Annotated in this window: 14 protein-coding genes; 10 read left to right on the forward strand and 4 right to left on the reverse strand. The window is 63.9% G+C overall.

What is annotated here, in order from left to right; translation table 11 throughout:
* Window positions 1-72: 72 nt before the first annotated feature.
* Window positions 73-1,863 (reverse strand): NosR/NirI family protein, encoded by a 1,791-nt coding sequence (locus B059_RS0102755; RefSeq protein WP_018076714.1) that lies wholly within the window; start codon window positions 1,861-1,863, stop codon window positions 73-75.
* 163 nt (window positions 1,864-2,026) lie between these two features.
* On the opposite strand from B059_RS0102755, the gene B059_RS0102760 reads away from it, so the two are divergent.
* Window positions 2,027-2,698: a Crp/Fnr family transcriptional regulator gene (locus B059_RS0102760; RefSeq protein ID WP_018076715.1), complete on the forward strand. Its 672-nt coding sequence runs from the start codon at window positions 2,027-2,029 to the stop codon at window positions 2,696-2,698.
* 153 nt (window positions 2,699-2,851) lie between these two features.
* Here the strand turns inward: B059_RS0102760 and B059_RS0102765 are convergent, their stop codons facing one another.
* From B059_RS0102765 to B059_RS0102775, 3 genes are read right to left on the reverse strand one after another with little or no spacing between them, the layout of a single operon-like run.
* Window positions 2,852-3,742: a 2-hydroxy-3-oxopropionate reductase gene (locus B059_RS0102765; RefSeq protein ID WP_018076716.1), complete on the reverse strand. Its 891-nt coding sequence runs from the start codon at window positions 3,740-3,742 to the stop codon at window positions 2,852-2,854.
* Entirely contained in the window at window positions 3,739-4,695 is a 957-nt protein-coding gene (locus tag B059_RS0102770; protein WP_018076717.1) for an AEC family transporter, read from the reverse strand. The genes B059_RS0102765 and B059_RS0102770 overlap by 4 nt, the downstream gene beginning before the upstream one ends.
* A 44-nt stretch (window positions 4,696-4,739) precedes the next feature.
* Window positions 4,740-5,705 carry a D-alanyl-D-alanine carboxypeptidase family protein gene (locus B059_RS0102775; RefSeq protein ID WP_026177264.1) on the reverse strand — a complete coding sequence of 322 codons (966 nt, stop codon included), beginning with the start codon at window positions 5,703-5,705 and terminating at the stop codon, window positions 4,740-4,742.
* Window positions 5,706-5,955: 250 nt separating this feature from the next.
* Between B059_RS0102775 and B059_RS0102780 the strand changes: the two genes are divergently transcribed.
* From B059_RS0102780 to B059_RS0102820, 9 genes are all read left to right on the forward strand, one after another.
* Window positions 5,956-7,836, forward strand: a complete 1,881-nt coding sequence (locus B059_RS0102780) for a sensor histidine kinase (RefSeq protein ID WP_245538717.1) — start codon at window positions 5,956-5,958, stop codon at window positions 7,834-7,836.
* Window positions 7,837-7,857: 21 nt separating this feature from the next.
* Window positions 7,858-10,065 (forward strand): two-component system response regulator, encoded by a 2,208-nt coding sequence (locus B059_RS18525; RefSeq protein WP_018076720.1) that lies wholly within the window; start codon window positions 7,858-7,860, stop codon window positions 10,063-10,065.
* A gap of 258 nt (window positions 10,066-10,323) precedes the next feature.
* Entirely contained in the window at window positions 10,324-11,181 is an 858-nt protein-coding gene (locus tag B059_RS0102790) for an efflux RND transporter periplasmic adaptor subunit (RefSeq protein ID WP_018076721.1), read from the forward strand.
* Window positions 11,171-12,415, forward strand: coding sequence for an efflux RND transporter periplasmic adaptor subunit (locus B059_RS0102795; RefSeq protein ID WP_018076722.1), 1,245 nt, complete (start codon window positions 11,171-11,173; stop codon window positions 12,413-12,415). Before B059_RS0102790 ends, B059_RS0102795 begins: the two co-directional genes overlap by 11 nt.
* A gap of 19 nt (window positions 12,416-12,434) precedes the next feature.
* A complete protein-coding gene (locus B059_RS0102800) occupies window positions 12,435-15,545 on the forward strand; it encodes an efflux RND transporter permease subunit (protein ID WP_026177265.1) in 3,111 nt (1,036 codons plus the stop codon).
* A gap of 85 nt (window positions 15,546-15,630) precedes the next feature.
* Window positions 15,631-18,297, forward strand: coding sequence for an ATP-binding protein (locus B059_RS0102805; protein ID WP_245538718.1), 2,667 nt, complete (start codon window positions 15,631-15,633; stop codon window positions 18,295-18,297).
* Window positions 18,297-19,667, forward strand: a complete 1,371-nt coding sequence (locus tag B059_RS0102810; RefSeq protein ID WP_018076725.1) for a sigma-54-dependent transcriptional regulator — start codon at window positions 18,297-18,299, stop codon at window positions 19,665-19,667. Before B059_RS0102805 ends, B059_RS0102810 begins: the two co-directional genes overlap by 1 nt.
* A gap of 96 nt (window positions 19,668-19,763) precedes the next feature.
* Complete coding sequence (locus B059_RS0102815; protein WP_018076726.1) at window positions 19,764-20,279, forward strand: DUF302 domain-containing protein; 516 nt, start codon at window positions 19,764-19,766, stop codon at window positions 20,277-20,279.
* A gap of 33 nt (window positions 20,280-20,312) precedes the next feature.
* Window positions 20,313-20,912 (forward strand): superoxide dismutase family protein, encoded by a 600-nt coding sequence (locus B059_RS0102820; protein ID WP_245538719.1) that lies wholly within the window; start codon window positions 20,313-20,315, stop codon window positions 20,910-20,912.
* Window positions 20,913-20,943: the final 31 nt, after the last annotated feature.

A 20,943-nucleotide genomic window follows, 5' to 3' on the forward strand; every position in this document is an offset into this window, starting at 1 on the left:
CTCGGGTTAGGTGAAAAATCCTGCCTGCAACATCAGATTAAACATCCCGCCACACCGGCGCCTTGATTTAGGTCAACGCGCCCTGGTCTCGCCAAAGGGCGCGTTCGCGTTCCCGGTATTTTCCTCCGCGAACGGTTTTACGGTGACAGGAATGTCCTCCAAGCGCGAGGCAAGCGGCGCTTCTTCCATTTCCCCGACGCGGCTATCTGCACGGCTGCGGCGTTCGCGGCGTTTGCGCTTCTCCACCAGCGGCGGACATTGATGGTCGTTATAGTAGGTAATTTGGCAATCGAGACAATGGTGGCATTCGTTCACCACGATCTCTCCGGTGGGGCGGATGGCCTGGACCTCGCACTCCACCGCGCAGGCCTGGCAGGGTTTGCCGCATTCCTTGCGGCGGCGCAGCCACTCGAACGAGTGGAAGCGACCGGGAATGATGAGGGCGGCGCCGAGGGGGCAGATGTATTTGCAATAGAACTTTCGGTTGAACGCGGCAAGCAGGAGCACGCCCAAGGCAAAGGCCACATAGCCCCACTCGCGCTGAAAGCGCAACGTGATTGCGGTCTTGAAGGGCTCAATCTCGGCGAACCGGATCGCCAGGCCCATCGACTGCAGGGACAGCCCAAACAGGATCAGCAGGATCACGAACTTGAGCGCCAGCATCCGTTCATGCACGACATGGGGGATCTCGAAGAACGGTAGCTTGAGCTTGCGCGCAAGCTTGAAGGTCAGTTCCTGTAGGGCACCGAACGGGCACAGCCAGCCGCAGTACACGCCGCGACCCCAAAGCAGCAGCGTGACCGCTACGAAAGACCAGAGAATGAACAGCGTCGGGTCGATCAAAAAGGTGTCCCAGCTGAAGTCGTGGGTGATCGCCTGCACGAAAGTCAGGACGTTGACGATGGAAAGTTGCCCCAGCGCATACCAGCCGATGAAGAATAGCGTGTAGATCAGGAAACCGGTGCGCACCCGGTGGAGCAAGGACGGCCGCCGCGCCAGGAAATCCTGAAACAGCAGGATGCAGGTGAGCAGGATCAGCCCCAGCACGAGCAGCGCAATCTCCACCTTGCGCTGCTGCCAGAGCGTGCGCCACATCGGCTCATCGTCATCGGGGAGCATTGCGAGGCGAGACGGACTGCTGCGGGATTCGGCAGGGGCTTTCGCCAGGGCCGGCGGAGTGGGGGGCGCACCTACCGGCCGGACCGTTGCAGGCGCGTTGGCCACCGGGGCCGCTGCGCTGCGCGGTGGCGGCGTCGGTGACGGCATCGCCGTTGGCGGTGTGGCGGAAGCGGACGGCACCTCGGCCTCGGGTGGATGGATTCCGCGCGATTCGGCCACCATCCTGACGGCGCGGGTGATGGTGGCGTTGATGACCATGACCGAGATGGTGGCGCCGGAGATGGCATCGATCGTGGCATAGCCTTCACGCGCTGCGCCGACGACAATGCGGCCGGTCGCCGGCTTGCCCCGGTACTGGTCGACAAATCCCGCCAGACGCGCCTCGCTGATGCCCGCAGCGAGAATTGGTTCTTCATGCCGGACGATGCGCGCTCCCGCGATGCGCCCATCGGTGCCGATGCCGACAAGGATGTCGATCGGGCTCCCCGAATAGGCGGGAATGCGCACCATGTCCGCGGTAAGAAAAGCGTAGCCGATCAGTTCTCCGTTGGCATGAACGGCGCGGGCGGGAGGGTTGCCCTCGGGTTCGTCAATGCGATCGGCAGCCGGAAACAGGGCGCGTATCTGCGGAAGGGCCGTGTCGATATCCGCAGCGGCGCCGGGCATCGCACCCAATAGCAGCATCAGGCCGAGAAGCACGGCCCGGATGAAGCCCGGATAACGCTGTGTAATCAGAGTGTCCAACTTGCTTATTGCGGTTATGAACGGGGGTGCCGCATCGTTGCCGGAGGATCGGGCCACGCAGTCACAGTCACGATCGAAACAGGCCCCATGTTCCTGCCGCAGCCGTCGGCACGCCTTGATTTAAGTCAACCGGGCCTTGAAGTGTAATGCTATTCTTGCGGAGATGAATTCTGCGGATATTAAATTCCTAAAAGAAGGCTATCTGCTGGCTGCGTTATCGCACCAGGAGTTCGAGGAGGTTCTGGCGCACGTCAGTGTCTTTACATTGATGCAGAACGAATGCCTGTTCGACCAGGGCGATCCGGCCACGCATTTTTTCTTTGTCCTGTCGGGAACCGTCAAGCTGTGCCGCATTGCACCGAGCGGCGAGGAAAAAGTGATGGATCTGGTTCGTCCCGGGCATTACTTTGCCGAAGCGGTGATGTTCATGGGCGGCCGTTACCCGGTCTATGCCCGCGTACTCGAGCCGACGCGGCTGGTCGAGCTGGACAACAAGCATTTTCTCGGATTGCTGCGGAGTAATACGGATCTGTGCATGCGGCTGCTGTCGACCATGAGCCAGCGCATACACGGGCTGGTCAACGAGATAGACAACCTGACCCTGCAAAGCGGTGCCCAGCGCGTGATCGGCTACCTGCTGCAGCAGTTGCCGGAGGGCACCGTGCCGCCCTGCGTGCGGCTGACGGTGCCCAAGCACGTCATCGCATCGCGCCTGGGCATCCAGCCGGAAACCCTGTCCCGGGTCCTGGCCAAGCTGCGCAGCAAGCAGCTGATCGACGTGCATGACGATCAGATCGTCTTCAACGATGTGGACGCTCTGCGCCGCCTGAGCTGAACGCCAAGCCTGTGCCGATACCTGGGTGATGCGGGATCGCGCCGCATACGGTTTTCCGGATCGGTCTGGCGAGTTGCCACCCCAGTCGGGACGTTTGGCAGCGAAACCAATGGCTCTCCTCACCAGGTGAAAGGCAGGCAGAAAAGGGACAATTCACTTGCCGTTGCCGAGATTCTCGCCGGTCAGCCGCCCGAGCGCGCGCATGATGGCCGACGAATCGAGTTCACTGTCGCCGGCACCCATCAGCGCGTTCATCTGCTGCGCAATCAGCGCGGCGCCAGGCAGCGGCGTCGCGGTTTCCTGCGCGTTGTCCATGACGATGGCCATGTCCTTGTGGTGCAGTTTGACCTTGAAACCGGGCTTGTAGTTGGCGTCGAGCATGCGCTGGCCGTGGATATCGAGGATGCGGCTGCCGGCGAAACCGCCCAGCAGCGCCTCGCGCATCTTGACCGGGTCGACGCCATTGCGGCGCGCCAGCAGAATCGCCTCGGCGACGCCCTCGAAGGTAAGGCCGACGACGATCTGGTTGCAGCATTTGACGACCTGGCCGGCACCGTGGCCGCCGACGTGGACGACGTTCTTGCCGAGCACTTCGAACAGTGGGCGCACCTTCTCGAAGATCGGCACTTCCCCGCCGATCATGACCGACAGCGTGCCTTCGCGGGCACCGGTCTCGCCGCCGGACACCGGGGCGTCGAGCATATGCACGCCGTGCTCGCCGAGTGCGGCGGCGATGCGGCGGGTGGCGGACGGCGCCACGGTGCTCATGTCGACGACGATGTGCCCGGGTTTGGCGCCATGGATGAGGCCGCGGTCACCGAGGATGATCTGCTCGACGTCGGTGGTGTCGGAGACGACGGTGAACGTGATGTCGGTTTCGGCGGCGACTTCCATCGGCGTGCCCTTGCCGAGGGCGCCCATCACCAGGATGGGCTCGAGGCGGTCGAAGCGGCGGCCGTAAACAGTCAGTTGATGCCCGGCGCGCAGCAGGTTTTCCGCCATCGGGCGACCCATGATGCCGCTGCCGATGAATCCGATTTTCATGACGCTACCCCTTTCACCACGACCAGCCAGAATGGCAGCGTAGCCAATCCTACCAGCGTTGACCAGCCCATAATGAGTCCTGCCAGCCGGGTATCGAGGCCGAAGCGGTCGGCGAGCGCAATCACCATCACCATGGTCGGCATGGCTGCTTCCAGTATCCCCGCCTGGGCCGGTTCGGACAGCGTGCCCGGCCAGGCCTGCGCCAGCCCCAGCGCCAGCAGAGGCATCAGCGCCAGTTTGATGGCGAGCGCGACAAAAACGGCTTTTTGCGGGCGCAGATCATGCCACGGTATGGTCAGCCCCAGCACGAACAGCATCAGTGGAATGGTCGGACTGCCGGCCCAGCGCGCGGCCTCGACCAGCGGCGCCAGCGACAGGCCGGACAGATTGATCGCCAGCCCGGCGGCAAATCCCCACACCGGCGGCAGCCTCAGCCACATCGCCAGAAAGGAGGCATGTTCTTCATGGCGTCCGCAGCGGAATGCGATCCATACGCCGAGCGACCACACCAGCGGGGTGGTGGCGAGCATATCGGCAAAGAAGGGGTAGCGCGTACCCGGTTCGCCGAACACCGTGGAGAGAAAGGGGTAGCCGAAGAACAGCACGTTGCCGAAGCCGGACGCCAGCATGATGGCACCTCGCTCCGGGCGCGACAGGCCGTGCCCGAGCGGCGTGGCAAACAGCGCCAGCGCCGCCAGTCCCAGGCCGAACAGCGTGGCTGCACCCAATAGCAAAGGCACCTGCAGCAAGCCCAGATCGACGGTGGCGGACGCGCCGGCCGCGAAAAACAGCATCGGCGCAAAAAAATTCAGCACCAGCCGGTTGATCTCGCCGCGCAGGCTGACGATGGAAATGCCGGCCTGCCAGCGCGGCCAGATGCCACCCGCGGCGATCAGCAGCGACAGGGGAAGCAGCGTTTTCAGCAGCAGCTGCTGCGCGAGCTCGGCGGACATGGGGCGAAGCGCAGGCTGACGGTAAGTCAGCCTGCGGGAGTGGGTCAGGTGCGCGAGGCGGGGGTGTAGCGGTTGTCGACGTGATGTGTCGGGCCGGATTCCAGCCAGGCCTTGATGCGGGCGGCGTCGCCGGCGCGGCGATGGGTGCCCTGTGCGTCGAGCAGCACGATGATGACATCGCGGTTGGCGACCTGCGCCTGCATCACCAGGCAGTGACCGGCTTCGTTGATGAAGCCGGTTTTGGACAGGCCGATGTGCCAGTCATCCGCGCGGGTGAAGCGATTGGTATTGTTGAACGCGACTGGGCGATACAGCACGCGTGCCTTCTGGCGCTTTTTCTTCAGCACCACGCGCTGGGTACCCAGGGTGTAGTGGCCGGTCGTGCTGATGTGGCGGATTTCGGGGTAGTTCTGATAGGTGTAATCGACGAGCCTGGCCAGGTCCAGCGCGGTCGAGCGGTTGCCGCTCGACAGCCCGGTGGGCTCGACGTATACCGTGTCGTACATCTTCAGTGCGTGCGCCATCCGGTTCATGGTGGCGACGAAGCGATCCAGGCCGCCCGGGTGGTTGCGCGCCAGCGCATGCGCGGCACGATTGTCGGAGGCGATCAGGGCCAGGTGCAGCAACTGCCCGCGCGTGTAGCTGGCGCCGATGGCCAGGCGCGAGCCGGTGCCCTTGAGGGTGTCGCGGTCTTCCGGGGTGATGGTGATGCGCTCGTCCAGCGGCTGCGCGGCGTCCACTACCAGCATTGCGGTCATCAGCTTGGTGATCGAAGCGATCGGCGTCTGCATGGCCGGGTTTTTCGCCAGCAGTGGCTGTCCGCTGGCCTGGTCGAACACCAGCACCGATTGTGCGCTGAGTTCCGGCGCCGACGCCGCGTCGGGCATCGAGTGCGGCGCGGTTACCAGCGTGCCGAGCGGGCCGCGCAATGGCAGGGTGTCGCGGCCATCGAGCGCAGCAGCGCCGGTGTGGACGCACAACATGATCAATCCGGATAGAACAGCTTTCATGTGCATTTGCTTCAATGAAGGGCAATGGAAATGTAGCAGCATGTACGCAGTACGGACATGTTGACTGAAACTTGAAAACAACAGTTTATGGCTATGCCCCAACTATTTTAAGCCCCAGATTGACGATGTAGCAGAATTCATTATATATAGCAACGAGATGCGAGAACTTTCGAATAATTTACTAAAGATATCGGAGCTAACGAGCGCTCTCTGTGCCCCCGGTGTGGTGGCGGAGGCGCTGGAGCATCTGATGCGGGGCGAGGCCGCCCGGGCGGAGTTTGCTGCCTGCGTGCGCTGCGATCCCGTGCTGGCGTTACGTCTGCGTCTGTTGCCCCCCAATTTCGGTTTCGATCGCCTGGATCTGTTGCGTGCGCTGCTGCTGGCGGCGCCGGTCGCGGTGGGCGCGGCGCAGACGGCTTACGTTGCGCACTGGCGGCAGTCGATCGGCGTGGCGCATCTGGCGCAGGCGCTGGCGGTGCGTTCCAGCGGGGCGGACGGCGAAGCCGCCTGGACCGCGGGCCTTGCCCACAACCTGGCGGATTATCTCGACGCCGCCCCCATTGCCCCGGCGCAGGCCGCCAACTGGCTGGCTGGGCTCGATCCCGACGGCTGGCTGGCCGATGCGGTGCGCTATCACGCCGAGCCGCTGGCGCGCGGGCGTGCGGCGCATCCTCTGGTGCGCCTCGTCCAGCTGGCCTTCCAGCTGACGACCCGTGCCGACGCTGTGGACAGCGTGGACGTGCGCGCCGCGCTCGCCGCCCTGCAGATGGGTGCAGGCGAAGCCGCCCAGCTGCTGGCCGACAGTCAAATGCAGGTGCGCCAGCTGGCACTGCGTTTCGGGCTGGCCGATGCGGTGGTCCAGACGAATGCCACGGGATTCGATCGCCTTGCCTGTCTCTATGCCGGGCAGGCGGCGCAGTCGGCACTGCACGGCTATTTCCGGCATGCGGCGGGCAGCGGTCAGATGTTTGTCCTGCTGCAGGACGCCTTGCGTGCATTGTTCGGCATCGAGCGCACTTGCCTGTTTGCGCCTGCCGCCGACGGCTACCTGCGCCTGAACACGCTGATTCCGGCCGCCGCCGGGTTGGGCGCATTGGCGATTCCTCCCGACGACGGCCACTCGGCGCTGGCGCGCGCGCTGGCACGCAATGCGCCCCAGCAGTTCGATTGCGGCGAGGCGGACGCTGCCCTGGTCGATGAACAGATCGCCCGCCTGCTCGGCGCAACGCATCTTCTCTGCCAGCCGTTGTTGCTTGACGATGGGCGCATGGCGGTGCTGGTTGCGGGCGATGCGCTGCCCGGCCTCAACGCCGCGCCGCTGTGGCGGTTCACCCTGGCTGAGTGCGCCGAGGTCTCGATGCCGCCCGCGCTGCCGCAGCCCGCGCCCGCGACCGCAATGCAGGCTGCGCCGAGCGACGACATCCCGCGTGACCGGGTGCGGCGCGCCATTCACGAAGTAGCCAACCCGCTCACCATCATGCGCAATTACGTCAATCTGCTGTCCGACCGCCTGGGCGCGGATTCGGCGGTGCAGCGCGACCTCGGCATCATCGGCGACGAAATCGAGCGGGTGGCGCGCATCGTGCGCGGCATCGCCGTGGCCGAAGAGGCCGTCGTACCTGCGGCGACGCTCGAACTGGTGTCGGTCAACAGCGTGGTGTCCGAACTGGTGCGGATGGCGCTCGGCACCCTGTTCACGCCCAACAAGGTCAGCGTGCAGATCGACCTCAATCCCGACGTGCCGCCGCTGCCGCTGCAAAAAGATCTGTTGAAGCAGGTGCTGTTCAATCTCGCCAAGAATGCGGTCGAGGCGATGCAGGCGGGCGGCCATCTCAAATTCATCACGCGGCTGGTCGATATGGACGGCCAGCGCCAGATCGAAATCGAGGTGGCCGACACCGGGCCCGGTTTGCCGGCTGCGGTGGCGTCCCATTTGTTCGAACCGTTGGCCAGCCAGAAGGGGGGCGACCACGCCGGGCTGGGTCTGACCATCAGCCGCGGCCTGGTCGAACGCATGAACGGCCGCCTCAGCTGCAGCAGCACGCCGCAGGGCACCCAGTTTCTGATTCATCTGCCTACCGTGCAAAACGGCCAGGCCCCGCTCACAACAACACGCTATGGGTCGATGTAACCCGGCTCCGAGGAGAACCCCGTGTCAGACGATCTTATCGATGCATCCCCGCAACACGCTTCGGTCAGCAGCTTTCCGGTGCGCCCGCGTATCCTGGTGGCAGACGACGAACCCTTGATTCTGGAAGGCCTCACCCGCCTGCTGATCACCCGCGATTACGAGGTGGTGGCTGCCAATGGCGGCTGCGAGGCCCTGATCGCCATCGGCAAACAGCAGTTCGACGTGATCCTGCTCGATCTCGGCATGCCGGATCTCAACGGCAACGAGGTGTTGCGCTTCGTCGCCGACCGCGGCGTCGATACGCCGGTGATCGTAGTGTCCGGCGACAGCACCATCGACGCCGCGATCCGTGCGCTGCGCGGCGGCGCCGCCGACTTCGTGCGCAAGCCCTACGAGCCGGAAGAGCTGCTGCGCCGCATCGACAACACGCTGACGCAACGGCGGCTGGAAAAGGAAAACAACCATATCCTGCAGCGCCTGCAGCAGTCGGAAAAGTGGCACCGCTTTCTGGTCAACAGTTCGCCGGATTTCATCTACACCCTTGATTGCGACGGCCGTTTCACCTTCGTCAACGACCGCGTCGAGAGCCTGCTCGGCTACCGCCGCGAAGACCTGGTCGGCCAGCATTACAGCTTGGTGATCCACGAGGACGACATCGCCCGCGCCGAGCACGTGTTCAACGAACGCCGCGCCGGCGACCGCAGCGCGCGCAACATCGAGATCCGCCTCAAGTGCAATCCCGGCGTCCGCCGTCCGCGCCTGATGAACGGCCGCTGCAAGGCGGTCGAACTCACCGCCACCGGCATGTATGACGAGGAAGCCGGGCCGTTCGAGCAACGCTTCATCGGCAGCTACGGCGTCGCCAAGGACGTCACCGAGCGCAAGCAGGCCGAGGAGACCGTGCACTATCAGGCCTACCATGACCTGCTCACCGGGCTGCCCAACCGTGCGCTGTTTCGCGACCACCTCGGCCTCATGCTGGCGCAGGCCAAGCGCACCCAGCAACCGCTGGCGGTGTTGAGCCTCGACCTCGACCACTTCAAGGTGATCAACGATTCGCTCGGCCACACCATCGGCGACGAACTGCTGCTCGCCGTCGGTGCGCGCCTGCGCCAGTGCCTGCGCGAAGGCGATACCCTGGCGCGCCTGGGCGGCGATGAATTCGCCGTGCTGCTGCCGACACTGGTGTCGCGCGGCGACGTCGAGCACATCTGCCGCAAGATCATCCAGGTGCTGTCCAAGCCGGTATACGTCAAGGGCCACGAAATCTACATCTCGGTCAGTATCGGCGCCTGCGTCGCGCCGGAAGACGGCGACATGATCGACAATCTCATCCGTCAGGCCGAGATCGCCATGTACCAGGCCAAGTCGCAGGGACGCAGCCGCCTGCTGTTCTGGGAATCCGGCATGCAGGCGCCCTATTCCGAACGCATGCAGATCGAAGCCGACCTGCGCCGCGCGCTGGCGCGCAACGAATTCGTGCTGTTCTATCAGCCACAGGTCGACACCTTCACCGGTGAAGTGCGCGGCTTCGAAGCCCTATTGCGCTGGTGGCATCCGCAACGCGGTCTGCTGACCCCGGCCGACTTCATTCCGGTGGCCGAGGAATCCGGCGTCATCGTCCCGATCGGCGACTGGGTATTGCGCCAGGCCGGCGCGCAGATGGCCGACTGGCGCCGTGCCGGGCTGCCGCCGGTACGCCTGTCGGTCAACATTTCCGCGCGCCAGCTCGAAAGCCCCGATTTCGTCGACAGCGTGATGCGCGCCGTGCAGGTGTACTCGCTGGACGGCCAACAGATGGAACTGGAAATCACCGAGAGCCTGCTGATGCGCGACTTCGAAGCCAATGCCATCAAGCTCGGCCGGCTCTCCGCCTCCGGTCTCCGGCTCGCCATCGACGACTTCGGCACCGGCTACAGTTCGTTCAAATACCTGTCGCGCTTCCCCATCCACACCCTCAAGATCGATCAATCCTTCGTGCAGGAGCTCGACCGTGAGGAAAACATGTCCATCGTCAATGCGATGATTGCAATGGGGCGCGGCATGAACCTCAACGTCGTCGCCGAAGGGGTGGAAACCGGATCCCAGCTCGCCCGGCTGCAGCAGATGCAATGCCATGAAATGCAGGGATTTTTCTACAGTGGCCCGCTTTCGGGCCACGAGGCCACTACCTTGCTGAGCCAGCATGCACGGGGGTTTGCCCAGGCGGAGCAGGCGGCGGCGAGCTGAGTGCGCGCCCTCGGGCGCTACCCTGGAGACGCCCGCGACGTTTCATTACGGAACGCGTGAAACATCCTTTGTCTCGCAAGCCGGTAAAAAACCGGATGCCGCGCTGCGCGGCGGGGCGCCGTATTGCCGCCGTGAAACGGGCCGAATGGCGCAGGGGCGCGGATTGCCGGCCGGGGAGTGCGGTACTGGCAGGTGAATTCGGTTTCTGGCGCAAGATTTGCTTTGCATAGCGGAATAGAATTTTCCTGATTGAAGAAAATGCTGCGCAAGCTCGCTCTGGCGCTGCCCTTGTTTTTCGGTCTGCAAGGGTCAGTGCACGCCCATTCCGATGCGTCCATGTTCGGCGCACCTGCTGCCGCTGGCGACCAGCACGATCATCCCGTGGAGGCCGCGGTCCGCTACCCTGCTACGCTGACCTTCGATACGCGCCAGCTGACCAATGTGGTGGTCAAGATCAATGCGCGCATCACCCGGCTGAACAACCTCTACGTGGGCAAGCGGGTCGCCCGCAATGAGGTGCTGGGCGAAATGGAAAGCGCCGAGCTGGAGACCATCCAGAGCACGTATCTGGGCCTGTTCTCCAACATGGAGGCGGTGCGGGAATTCTCCATGACGGGCAACGAGAAACTCATCGACGCGCGCATGGGCTTGGAGTGGCGTGGCATGTCGGAGGACGATATCAAGCTGCTGGAGAAGCAGCGCGAACCGCTCAAAAGCATACGCATCAAATCACCGGTAGCCGGTTTCATCTACAGCCTGAACGTGGTCAACAACCAGATTCTCAATACCGGCGGGCAGGTTGGCCAGTACACCGCCACCGGTACCACGATCCTCACGCTCGCGCGCCCGTCGGCCATCCAGGTGGAGGCCAGTCTGCCGGTCCGCGAGGCTGGCAAGCTCAAGTCTGGACAGCGCGCCACGGTCTACGTGACCGATAACCGTCGTGGCCAGGTGGCGATGCCGGCGGTGGTGCAGCAGGTCTACGCCTTTGCCAATCCGGTCAACCAGCGCCAGCGGGTGCGGCTCAAGCTGGCCGGCAATCCGCCGGCAGGAATGGATCTGCTGGTTGGCCTGCAGGCGAGTGTGAGTCTGGGGGAGCCTGATCATGCGCATTGAACGGGGCGGACGGAATGTTGGGCCATCCGCGTGGCGGAAGACATGGCGGCAGGGCATTTGCCTGCTGGCCTGCGGTGGCATCGGCGTCGCGCTGGCGCCCCTGTCGCAGGGGCATAGCGATCCGCGCATGTTTGGCCAGGCCGCACCGGCGGCAACGGCTGCGCCGGCGGCGGCAAGCGTCAGCGAAGTGATGTTGCCGCCCAACGTGAAGGGGCGGGAGCAGAGCCTGTTTGGCCTGGCCTCGGTCCAGACCGGCGCGCAGGTGTCGGCGATCAAGACCTATGGCCTGGTCGTCCCCAACAGCCGGGCCATGTTCGATGTCAACATCGCCGTCAGCGGCCAGGTGGCGGAAGTGTTTGTGCGAGTGGGAGACAGCGTACGCAAGGGCCAGCCCATCGCCTCCGTCTTCAACCCGGAGTTCATCACCACCCAGAAGGGCTACCTCGAGTTCCTCAAGAACGAAGCCAAGCTGCAGGTGCTGCGTGAAGAGGGGCGGCTGCCGAACTACCTCAAGGATGCCAAGGAAAACCTGCGCTGGTGGGGCATGAGCGACAAGCAGGTTGCCGATCTTATCGACAACGGCAAGGTCGTCGAGCACATCATGCTCGAGGCGCCTGCCGACGGCTTCATTACCGAACTGTTTGTGCAGCCCGGCTCCCTGGTAAACGCCGGGGACAAAACCATGAAGCAGTTCGTGGTGGTGGGCCGGGCGGTGGCGCGGATGGTGGCTGCCAACGCGTCGCTCTGGGTGGAGGGTTATATCTATCCGGACCAGCGGGCGCTGTTGCGGCCCGGCTTGCCGGTGCGCATCGGCCTGCCCGATGGCCGCCATCTGGAGCGTCCGATTGCCCAGGTGCTGCCGGTGGTGGACCCGGTTACCCAGCGTGCCCGTTTCCTGGTGGATCTCGGGCGGACGCCGGCGGGCATGGCAGTGGGCCAGACCGTGGACATCAGTCTGCAACTGGGCAGCCGTCCGGGCACCTGGGTGCCTCGCCAGGCCGTGCTGGGCCAGGGCATCAGCCCGGCCGTATATGTGCAGGCGGAGCCCGGCCGTTATCTGCGCAAGCCTGTGGTGGTGCTGGACGAAACCGCCGAACTGCTTCAGGTGCAGGGAGTGGAGGCGGGTGAAAAGGTCGTGGTGGCCGGGAAAATGATGCTGGAAGGCCTCCATCGCATTTCGGCAGGGGCAGGCGCGAGCGCCGGCGACCATGGCAATGACGATCATCATCACTGACTTAACGACGGGCTGACACATGTTTGACTGGGCTATCCGATGGTCTCTCAGGAACCGCCTGACGGTGGTTCTGTTGTATCTGATTCTGGCTGGCGCATCCATTGTCGCGGCGCTGAACATGGCGGTGGACGTGTTCCCCGAATACGCGCCGCCGCAAGTGCAGATCCAGACCGAGGTGCCCGGCTACTCCGCCAAGGACGTGGAGACGCTGGTCACCCGGCCGATCGAGATCGTGCTGCAGGGCGCCCCCTATATCGATCAGATCCGCTCCAACTCGTCGGTCGGGCTGTCGCGCATCACCGTCGTGTTCAAGTGGGGCATCGATATCTACCGGGCGCGCCAGATCATTCAGGAGCGCATGCAAACCGTGCAGGGCCAGCTGCCTTCCGGTGCCCAGACGCCGCAGATGATGCCGGTGACCTCGGCCGTGAGCTGGCTGCTCAAGTTCGGACTGGTGGACTGGTCCGGCAGCGATCGCGAACACGAGCTGCGGACCCTGGTCGACTGGGACATCCGCAACCGGCTGCTGGCGCAACCCGGGGTGGCGTCGGTGGTCGCGGTGGGCGGCGGCGTGAAGCAATACCAGGTGCTGCTGGATCCCCTGCGCATGCGCAAATACGGGATTTCCACCGCCATGGTGACGCAGGCGCTGCGCAGCGCCAACCTGGTGGCGCCAGGAGGATTCGTCTATCCCAGTTCGGAAGAGGAATATTTCATCCGCGCCAACGGCAAGGTGGAGAGCCTGCGCGATGTGGCCGACACGCTGGTCGTGATGCGTGACGGACAACCCATCCATATCGGGGACATCGGCGAAGTGCGCTTCGGCAGCGAAGTGAAGCGGGGCGATGGCCAGATCTACGGCGGCCCGGCGGTGATCGGCACGGTATCCAAGCTGTGGGGCGCGGACACCATGGAGACTACCCACAACGTGGAAAAGGTACTGGCCAGCATGGCGGAGAACCTGCCCAAGGATGTGCAGCTGATCCCCAATGTGTTCCGCCAGGCCAGCTTCATCGACGCCTCGATCGACAATCTGCGCGATGCCCTGCTGCATTCGTCGATCATCGTCGCCCTGGTGCTGCTGCTGTTCCTGTTCCGCTGGCGGCCGACGGCGATCAGCCTGATCGCCATTCCCACTTCCCTGATGGCCGGGGTGCTAGTGTTGTGGGCATTGGATATCGGCATCAATGCGCTCACCCTGGGCGGGCTGGTGTTCGCCATCGGCGAGGTGGTGGACGACGCCATCATCGACGTCGAGAACATCCTGCGCCGCCTGCGCGAGAACAAGCAGGCCGAGGCGCCGCTGCCGGCCCTGGAGATCGTCTACGAAGGGTCGCGGGAGATCCGCAACTCGGTGGTCTTCGCCACCCTCATCATCCTGGTGGCGTTCACCCCGATCTTTTTCCTGCAGGGCATCGAAGGCCGCATCTTCCAGCCGATGGCGATCGCCTATCTGGCTGCCATTGCCAGTTCGCTGATTGTGGCCATCACGCTGGTGCCGGTGCTGAGTTACTACCTGATGGGCCGGGAGCAGCAGGCGCGCGAATACGGGCTGGGCCCGATCTCGGAATTCCTGCTGGCGCGCTATGAGCGTCTGCTGCAGCACCTGCAGGCATGGCCGTTGCCGGTCGTCGCGAGCACGCTGGTGCTGCTGGTGGCAGCCGTGGTCACCTTCTCGGGACTGGGCCGCTCCTTCATCCCGCCTTTCCATGAAGGCAACCTGGTGATTGCCACCACCATGATGCCCGGCACCTCGCTGGAGGAAAACCTGCGAATGGGCCGCGAGGTGGAAGAACTGATCGGCCAGATGCCCGAGGTCGCCAGCCTGGCGCAGCGCGCCGGCCGTTCGCGGCTGGACGAGGATGCCCAGCCGGTCAACTTCAGCGAATTCGACATCGCGCTGAAGCCGGGAACGGCTAATGTGCCGGAAGTCATGCAGCGCATCCGCGAGCAACTGGCGCAGATTCCCGGCATGTCGACCAACGTCTCGCAATTCATCACCCATCGCATGTCGGAAATTCTCTCCGGGGTGCGCTCGCAGGTGGCGGTGAAGCTGTACGGTCAGGATTTCGCGGTGCTGCAGCAGAAGCAGCAGGAAATCTATCGGGCGGTGCAGGGGGTTGCCGGCATCGTCGACCTACAGATGGAGCCGATGATTCTGGTGCCGGGCGTGGATGTGCAGGTCAACCGGGCCGACGCTGCCGCCTATGGCTTTACACCCGCATCCATCGTGGCCCAAGTGGAACAGGCATTCAACGGCGTGACGGCATCCAAGGTGCTGGAGCAGGATCGCACCTTCGACCTGTTCCTGCGCGTCAACGAAGCGGCCCGTGCCGACATCCGCACCCTCGGCGCGATGCCCCTGATCTCGCCGGACGGCGTCGTCGTTCCGCTGCGCGATCTGGCGCGAATCAAGGTCGTGCAGGAGCCCTACATGATCAACCGCGACAGCGGCGCGCGCCGCGCCGTGGTGCAATGGAACACCGAAGGCCGCGACCTGGACGGCGTGGTGCGCGAAGCCCAGGCCCGCATCAAGGAAAAGGTCGAGCTGCCGCCTGGCTACGCGCTGGAAATCGGCGGCGATTTCGAAGGCCAGCAGCGCGCCACGCGTAACCTGCTGCTGTCCGGCAGCGCGGCCCTGGTGCTGATGACGCTCATCATGTTCCAGGCTTTCCGCCAGTGGTCACTGGTGATGCTGATCATGTTCAACCTGCCGCTCGCCCTGATCGGCGGCGTGTTTGCCCTGGCCCTGGCCGGCGAAACCCTGAACGTGTCGTCCATGATCGGCATGGTGGCGCTGTTTGGCGTGGCGACCCGCAACAGCCTGCTGCTCATCTCCCGCTACCAGCACCTGATGCAGACGCAGCCGCAGCTGAGCCTGACCGAGGTTGCCGTCAAGGGTGCCTGCGATCGTCTGGTGCCGATCCTGCTGACCGCGTTGACGGCGGCGCTGGCGGTGACGCCGCTGATCCTCGGCGACCCCACCGGCAAGGAGATGGAACGCCCCCTCGCCATTGTCCTGCTGGGCGGCATGCTGAGTTCCACCTTGCTGAACCTGGTGGTCATCCCGACCCTGTTCCGCTGGCTGGCCACCCGCTGGCCAGGCCGGCTTGTTGCGGCGGCCACCTGAGCGACGGATGAGGGGGGATCGCGATGGCCCAGCCCCGGTTCACAGCGTAAAATGAAATCCTATCGGCCTGATGACGGTGAAGACCATGTCCGTTAAATCTCCCGCCCCGTTCGCCGCCGCATTTCTGGCCGACCTCAGGCGTACGGCCGGCGCGCGCCTTGCAATGGTCAGTCTGCCGGAGATCGGGGTCTTCGTCTGGCTGCTGTTGCTGGTGGTCGCGCCGGTGCTGATTTTTTCGCGGGCGCCCCTCACCTTCCAGCAACACATCTTCATCGAGCCGCAGAGCCATCTGCTGATCGAGGCATTCTGCGGCCTGACGGCATTGACCATTGCCGGCATGATCCTGTCGACCTGCCTGAAGCGGCGCGACCCCAGCATGATCCTGTTCGGCCTGGGTTTTCTGGTCATGGGCGTGTTCGACATACTGCATGCCTGGACCGACCCCGATAGCCACCAGGCGGGTTTTGTCCTGTACCACACGCTCTCTACTTTCCTGGGCGGCGTCTTCATTTTCGCCGGCGTGGCGGTCCGTGTCGTGGTCGAGCGCAATCATGGCTTTTCCAGGACGGATCTGGCGACCGTCATGGTCGGAATGGCAGTAGTCCTGCTGGTGGCGGCGCTCTATCGCTACTTCATCCCGAGCCTGTTTCCCGATTACGCAAGCAATCTCCGGTTTTCCACCGTCATCCATGCGACGCATTATCTGGCCGGGCTGTTCTATGCGCTGGCGGCCATCGCGTTCTACCGCTATTTCCGCGAGCACCACCAGATTCTGGCGTTGCTGGTGTTCAGCCTGCTGGTGGTGTTTGCACAAAGCGCCTATCTGTTCAGCTTTTCCAGCATGTGGAACCTCGCCTGGTGGATGTGGCACGGCGTCAAGCTGTTGTTCTACCTCGGCATCATGCTGTCGGTATTCGTCGGCTTCCTGCTGGCGCTGCGCACCATCGAGACATCGCGTTATTCGCTGGCCCAGGTCAATCGCCGGCTGAAGCTTTCCAAGCAGGAAATCCGGCACGTCAACCAGGAACTCGAAATACGCAACCGCATGGTTCAGGAAGCGATGCGCTCGCTCGAGCTGGACCACACGCTGGACGTGGTGTCCAGGGCCATCCATCAGCTGCTGGGATTTACCAGCTGCGAACTCATTCTGCGCATACCCGAGGATGAGGTGGACGAATTCGATCGCCGCGCGCTGCATCTGAGCAGCCGCTGGCCGGTGCGTGCCCTGCGAGCCGAGTCCGCCTGCTATACGGCCATTTGCCATGCCCTGCATGCGGCGAAAGACGTGTTCGAATGCGGCCACCGCGATGAGTCGGGACGCCTTTCCCTGTGCCTGTCGCTCACCGCCAATGGCCAGGAAGTCGGCCGCCTGCGTCTGCGCGCCAGCAGCCCCGAGGTGGAGAAGCAGGACCTGAGCGGATTGCAGGCGCTGGCCGTGGAGGTGGGGGCGATCGTGCACAACGCGCTGCTCTACCATCAATGGCTCGATGCCAACGATTTCCGGCTGGCGCTGCTGCGGGTTTCCACCATGCTCACTTCCACCCTGGAACTCGACCGGGTGCTCGAGGCCGTGTGCAAGGAAAGCGCCGCATTGCTCGAAAGCGACGGTGCGATGGTGTGGCTGCCGAACAATGAAGACGGCGCGTTCTACCTGGCGGCCAAATGGTTTGCGCAGCCGGATCAGCCGGTATCGGACGAGCTCGAGATCTGGTGCGGCAATGGCAAGCTGTGTTCCACCCTGCTGCAGGGCATCAGCGGCCAGTACCAGCCCCTTGGCATCCTGTGGAACGACGCCAGTCAAAAAATTCCGTTTACCCGGCCGAGCGGTTGTCCCTGGGAAGCGCTGGCCCTGTTTCCGCTGCTGGACGGCGAAAACCTCATCGGCGTGATGATGCTGGCACGCAAGGCGCACGTGCGTTTCAGCGCCGTCACGCTGGACAAGGGCGAACTGCTCGCAGGCCAGGTGCGTATTGCCATCAACAACGCGCGCAGCTACAAGCAGCTGGCCGAATTCAACCAGCAGCTCAAGCTGGCCGAAGCGGACAAGATACGCAGCGAGCGCATGGCGGTGATGGGCCAGCTGGCTGCCTCGGTGGCGCACGAAGTGCGCAATCCGCTGTCCGCCATCAACAACTGCCTCGCCGTGCTGCGGGCGGACAGCAGCGAAAACACGCGCAGCCGGGCGGCGCTGGAAATCATCCAGGACGAAGTGGAGCGGCTGACCAACCTCACCAGCAACTTCCTGTCTTTCGGCAAGCCGCGCGCGTCGGTCAGCAAGCCCATCGTGCTGGAGCAGCTGGTGAAAAAGGTCTGTGGCCTGCTGGAACGGCATATCAGTCAGGAGGAACTTTCCATCCAGGTGGGCTTGGCTATCCAGCCCACCTCCTCGCTGTTGCTGTTCGATGCCGACGGCCTGGAGACGGTACTCTGGAATCTCCTGCTCAACGCGTCCCAGTCGATCCACGGAGCGGGCCGCATCGATGTCGCGCTGCGGCGTTATCCGGGGTATTTCCTGCTGGTGGTGATGGATTCCGGCAAGGGTATCGCCCGCGAAGACCAGGCCCGGATTTTCGAGCCGTTCTATTCGCAGCGCTCACTGGGCGCCGGCCTGGGACTGGCCATTGTGCTGCGCCTGGTGCGGGAATGGGAGGGCCGTATCCGGCTGCGCAGCCGGGTGGGCGAGGGCACGGCCTTCTTCCTGCGCGTGCCGGTTCGCATCGAGGAAACCTTTGATCGACGCGAGGTCGCCTGATGCGCATCCTGCTGGTAGACGATCAGAAAAGCCTGCGCCGTAGCCTTTCACTGATGCTGCAGGGCGCCGGCTTCGAAACCGACGAGGCGGAAAGCGGCGAGGGGGCGCTGTCCCGCCTGGGCGATCAGAAGTACGACCTGGTGATTACCGACTTGCGCATGGACGGGATGTCCGGCGTTGATCTACTGCGTGAGATCAAGCGTGAAAACCCGGCCCTGCCGGTGATTCTCATCACCGCCTACGGCAGCATCGATTCCGCGGTCGACGCCATGCGTCTGGGCGCTTTCGATTACCTGACCAAGCCTTTCCGCGAGCAGGACATCCTGGAGAAAATCCATGCCAGCCAGGCCGTCCCCGCGAGTGCGGCGTGGCTGGCCGTTGCCGCGCCGTCGCGCGAAGCGGAGGATATCGTCGCCGAAACCCCGCAGATGCGTGCCACCCTGATCAAGGCGGAGCGGATTGCGCGGACCGACATCAGCGTCCTCATCACCGGCGAAACCGGAACCGGCAAAACCCGTGTGGCGCGCTTCATTCACCAGAACAGCGCCCGTCAACAGGCGCCCTTCGTCAGCATCAACTGCGCCAGCCTGCCGGAAAACCTGCTGGAGAGCGAGCTGTTCGGCCACGTCAAGGGCAGCTTCACCGGCGCCACGGAATCGCGTGCGGGACTCTTCGAGGAAGCGGATGGCGGCACCCTGTTTCTGGACGAAGTGGACACCCTGTCGCCCGCCATGCAGGCCAAGCTGCTTTCCGTCCTGCAGGAAAAAATTATCCGCCGGGTCGGCTCCAACAAGGGCAAGAAGGTCGACATCCGCATCATGTCGGCAAGCAACCAGGATCTCAGCCTGCTCATCGAGAAAGGCCATTTCCGCTCCGACCTGTATTTCCGCCTCAACGGCATACGCCTGCACCTGCCGCCCCTGCGCGAACGCGGCCAGGACCTGCACAATCTGCTGCAGCGCTTCCTCGCCATTTACGCCGGCAAGTACGGCCGCAGCGGCCTCCGGCTGACGCCCCGGGCCGAAACCTATGTGCTGGGATACCCCTATCCGGGCAACATTCGCCAGCTGGAAAGCTTTGTCGAGCAGATGGCGGTATTTGCCGACGACGCCGGCCACATCGACGTCGACGCCCTGCCGGAGGACCTGCTGCAGCAAGCGGCGCCCCTTGCCATGAAAAATGGCCATGCCGAGCTGGCCGAGGGCGGCGGCAGCATCGCCGACTCGGAGCGCAGGATGATCGAGGCCACCCTGCTGCGTTCCACCAATATCGGCGAAGCGGCGCGCGTGCTGGGAATCGGCCGTACGACGCTGTGGCGCAAGATGCGCGAATACAACCTCCATTTCCATCCGCACGGGCGCAGTCGCTAACGTTTCCGCTCCGTTCGATTTCTGGTACGGGGCTTGCTTTTCCAGACGGTGGGGGCATTGTGCCCCCCGTTTTGGAACACTCAAGGAGACGGAAGCATGTCCGCCAAGTATTTTTTCACAAGCTGGGGCCTGGCCCTGGCCACCCTGCTGATTTCGCTGCAAGCGGCGCCCCTGTGGGCGAAGGAGCCCGCCGTCCTGGTGACCCCGGTCAAATATGAAGTCACCCTCGACGACACGTTGCCGGCAGTGCGGGATCTGCTCGTCTCGGCCCTCGAAGCCAGGAATTACGCCATCATCAATATCCTCAACGTGCAGGAAGGCCTGGCCAGCCGGGGCATCGAGGCGCATCCGCTGCAGCTCATCGAGTTCTGCAACCTGACCAAGGCATACAGCATCACCCGTAACGTGCCCGACTTCGAGATGTTCGCGCCATGCCGGCTCGCCCTTTTCGAAAACGATGGCAAAACCACGGTAATGGTGCATCGTCCCGCCCATGTGCTGTCGATACTGGCCAAGAACCCGAAACTGTCCAAGGAAGGCAAGGCCAATCTGGAGCAGTTCGACCGCGATCTGAAAGCGATGCTGACGGAGCTGGCAAGCGGAGGGTTCTGAACAATGGTGTTCCATTCCGGAACATCGCGGAACATGGCGCTCGGCTGGATTCTCGAGGAGACAATGATGCTATCCGTACCCCGCATTCGTCGTGGCGCCCTGCCGCGCGTCCTTGTGGCCGCCGGCCTGGTGTTCGGTGCCGGGGCTGCGCCCGTGGCCGCCCATGATCACATCATGTCGTCCACGGCCGTACTGGTGGCGACGTCAGGCAGTTCCGTCAGCGGGTCGTTGAAGTTCCGGGAGCCGAAGGACCGTGTCGTGCACATCAGCGGAACGGTCGAAGGGCTGACACCGGGAAAACACGGTTTTCACATCCATGTGAACGGTAATTGCGGCTCGCCCGACGGCATGAGCGCCGGCGGCCATTACGCTCCCGCCGGCGGCCGTCACGGCGCGCCCGACAGCAAGGATCGCCATCTGGGCGATCTCGGCAACATCGAGGCCGATGCAAGCGGCCGGGCGGTAGTGGACGTGATGGCGCACGGCATCACCATCGCGATGATAGGCGCAGCATCCGTTGATGGCCGTAGCATCGTGATCCATGCCGGGAAAGACGATTTTTCCGACCCTGCCGGCAATTCGGGCGCCCGCGTAGCCTGCGGCGTGATCGAGTCGGACATGATGGAGATGTAGCCGATCGTCAGGGGCGGGTGTCGCGATGCGT

It is taken from the genome of Thiobacillus denitrificans DSM 12475 (genome assembly GCF_000376425.1).
In the GTDB taxonomy this organism is placed as follows: domain Bacteria; phylum Pseudomonadota; class Gammaproteobacteria; order Burkholderiales; family Thiobacillaceae; genus Thiobacillus; species Thiobacillus denitrificans.

Coding starts and splice junctions, on each gene's coding strand:
- B059_RS0102770 (WP_018076717.1), bottom strand. CDS start 4,695: ATGTCCGCCGAGCTCGCGCAGCAGCTGCTGCTGAAAACGCTGCTTCCC.
- B059_RS0102775 (WP_026177264.1), bottom strand. CDS start 5,705: ATGAAAGCTGTTCTATCCGGATTGATCATGTTGTGCGTCCACACCGGC.
- B059_RS0102810 (WP_018076725.1), top strand. CDS start 18,297: ATGCGCATCCTGCTGGTAGACGATCAGAAAAGCCTGCGCCGTAGCCTT.
- B059_RS0102820 (WP_245538719.1), top strand. CDS start 20,313: ATGGCGCTCGGCTGGATTCTCGAGGAGACAATGATGCTATCCGTACCC.
- B059_RS0102800 (WP_026177265.1), top strand. CDS start 12,435: ATGTTTGACTGGGCTATCCGATGGTCTCTCAGGAACCGCCTGACGGTG.
- B059_RS0102780 (WP_245538717.1), top strand. CDS start 5,956: ATGCGGGGCGAGGCCGCCCGGGCGGAGTTTGCTGCCTGCGTGCGCTGC.
- B059_RS0102795 (WP_018076722.1), top strand. CDS start 11,171: ATGCGCATTGAACGGGGCGGACGGAATGTTGGGCCATCCGCGTGGCGG.
- B059_RS0102815 (WP_018076726.1), top strand. CDS start 19,764: ATGTCCGCCAAGTATTTTTTCACAAGCTGGGGCCTGGCCCTGGCCACC.
- B059_RS0102790 (WP_018076721.1), top strand. CDS start 10,324: ATGCTGCGCAAGCTCGCTCTGGCGCTGCCCTTGTTTTTCGGTCTGCAA.
- B059_RS0102805 (WP_245538718.1), top strand. CDS start 15,631: ATGTCCGTTAAATCTCCCGCCCCGTTCGCCGCCGCATTTCTGGCCGAC.
- B059_RS0102760 (WP_018076715.1), top strand. CDS start 2,027: ATGAATTCTGCGGATATTAAATTCCTAAAAGAAGGCTATCTGCTGGCT.
- B059_RS0102765 (WP_018076716.1), bottom strand. CDS start 3,742: ATGAAAATCGGATTCATCGGCAGCGGCATCATGGGTCGCCCGATGGCG.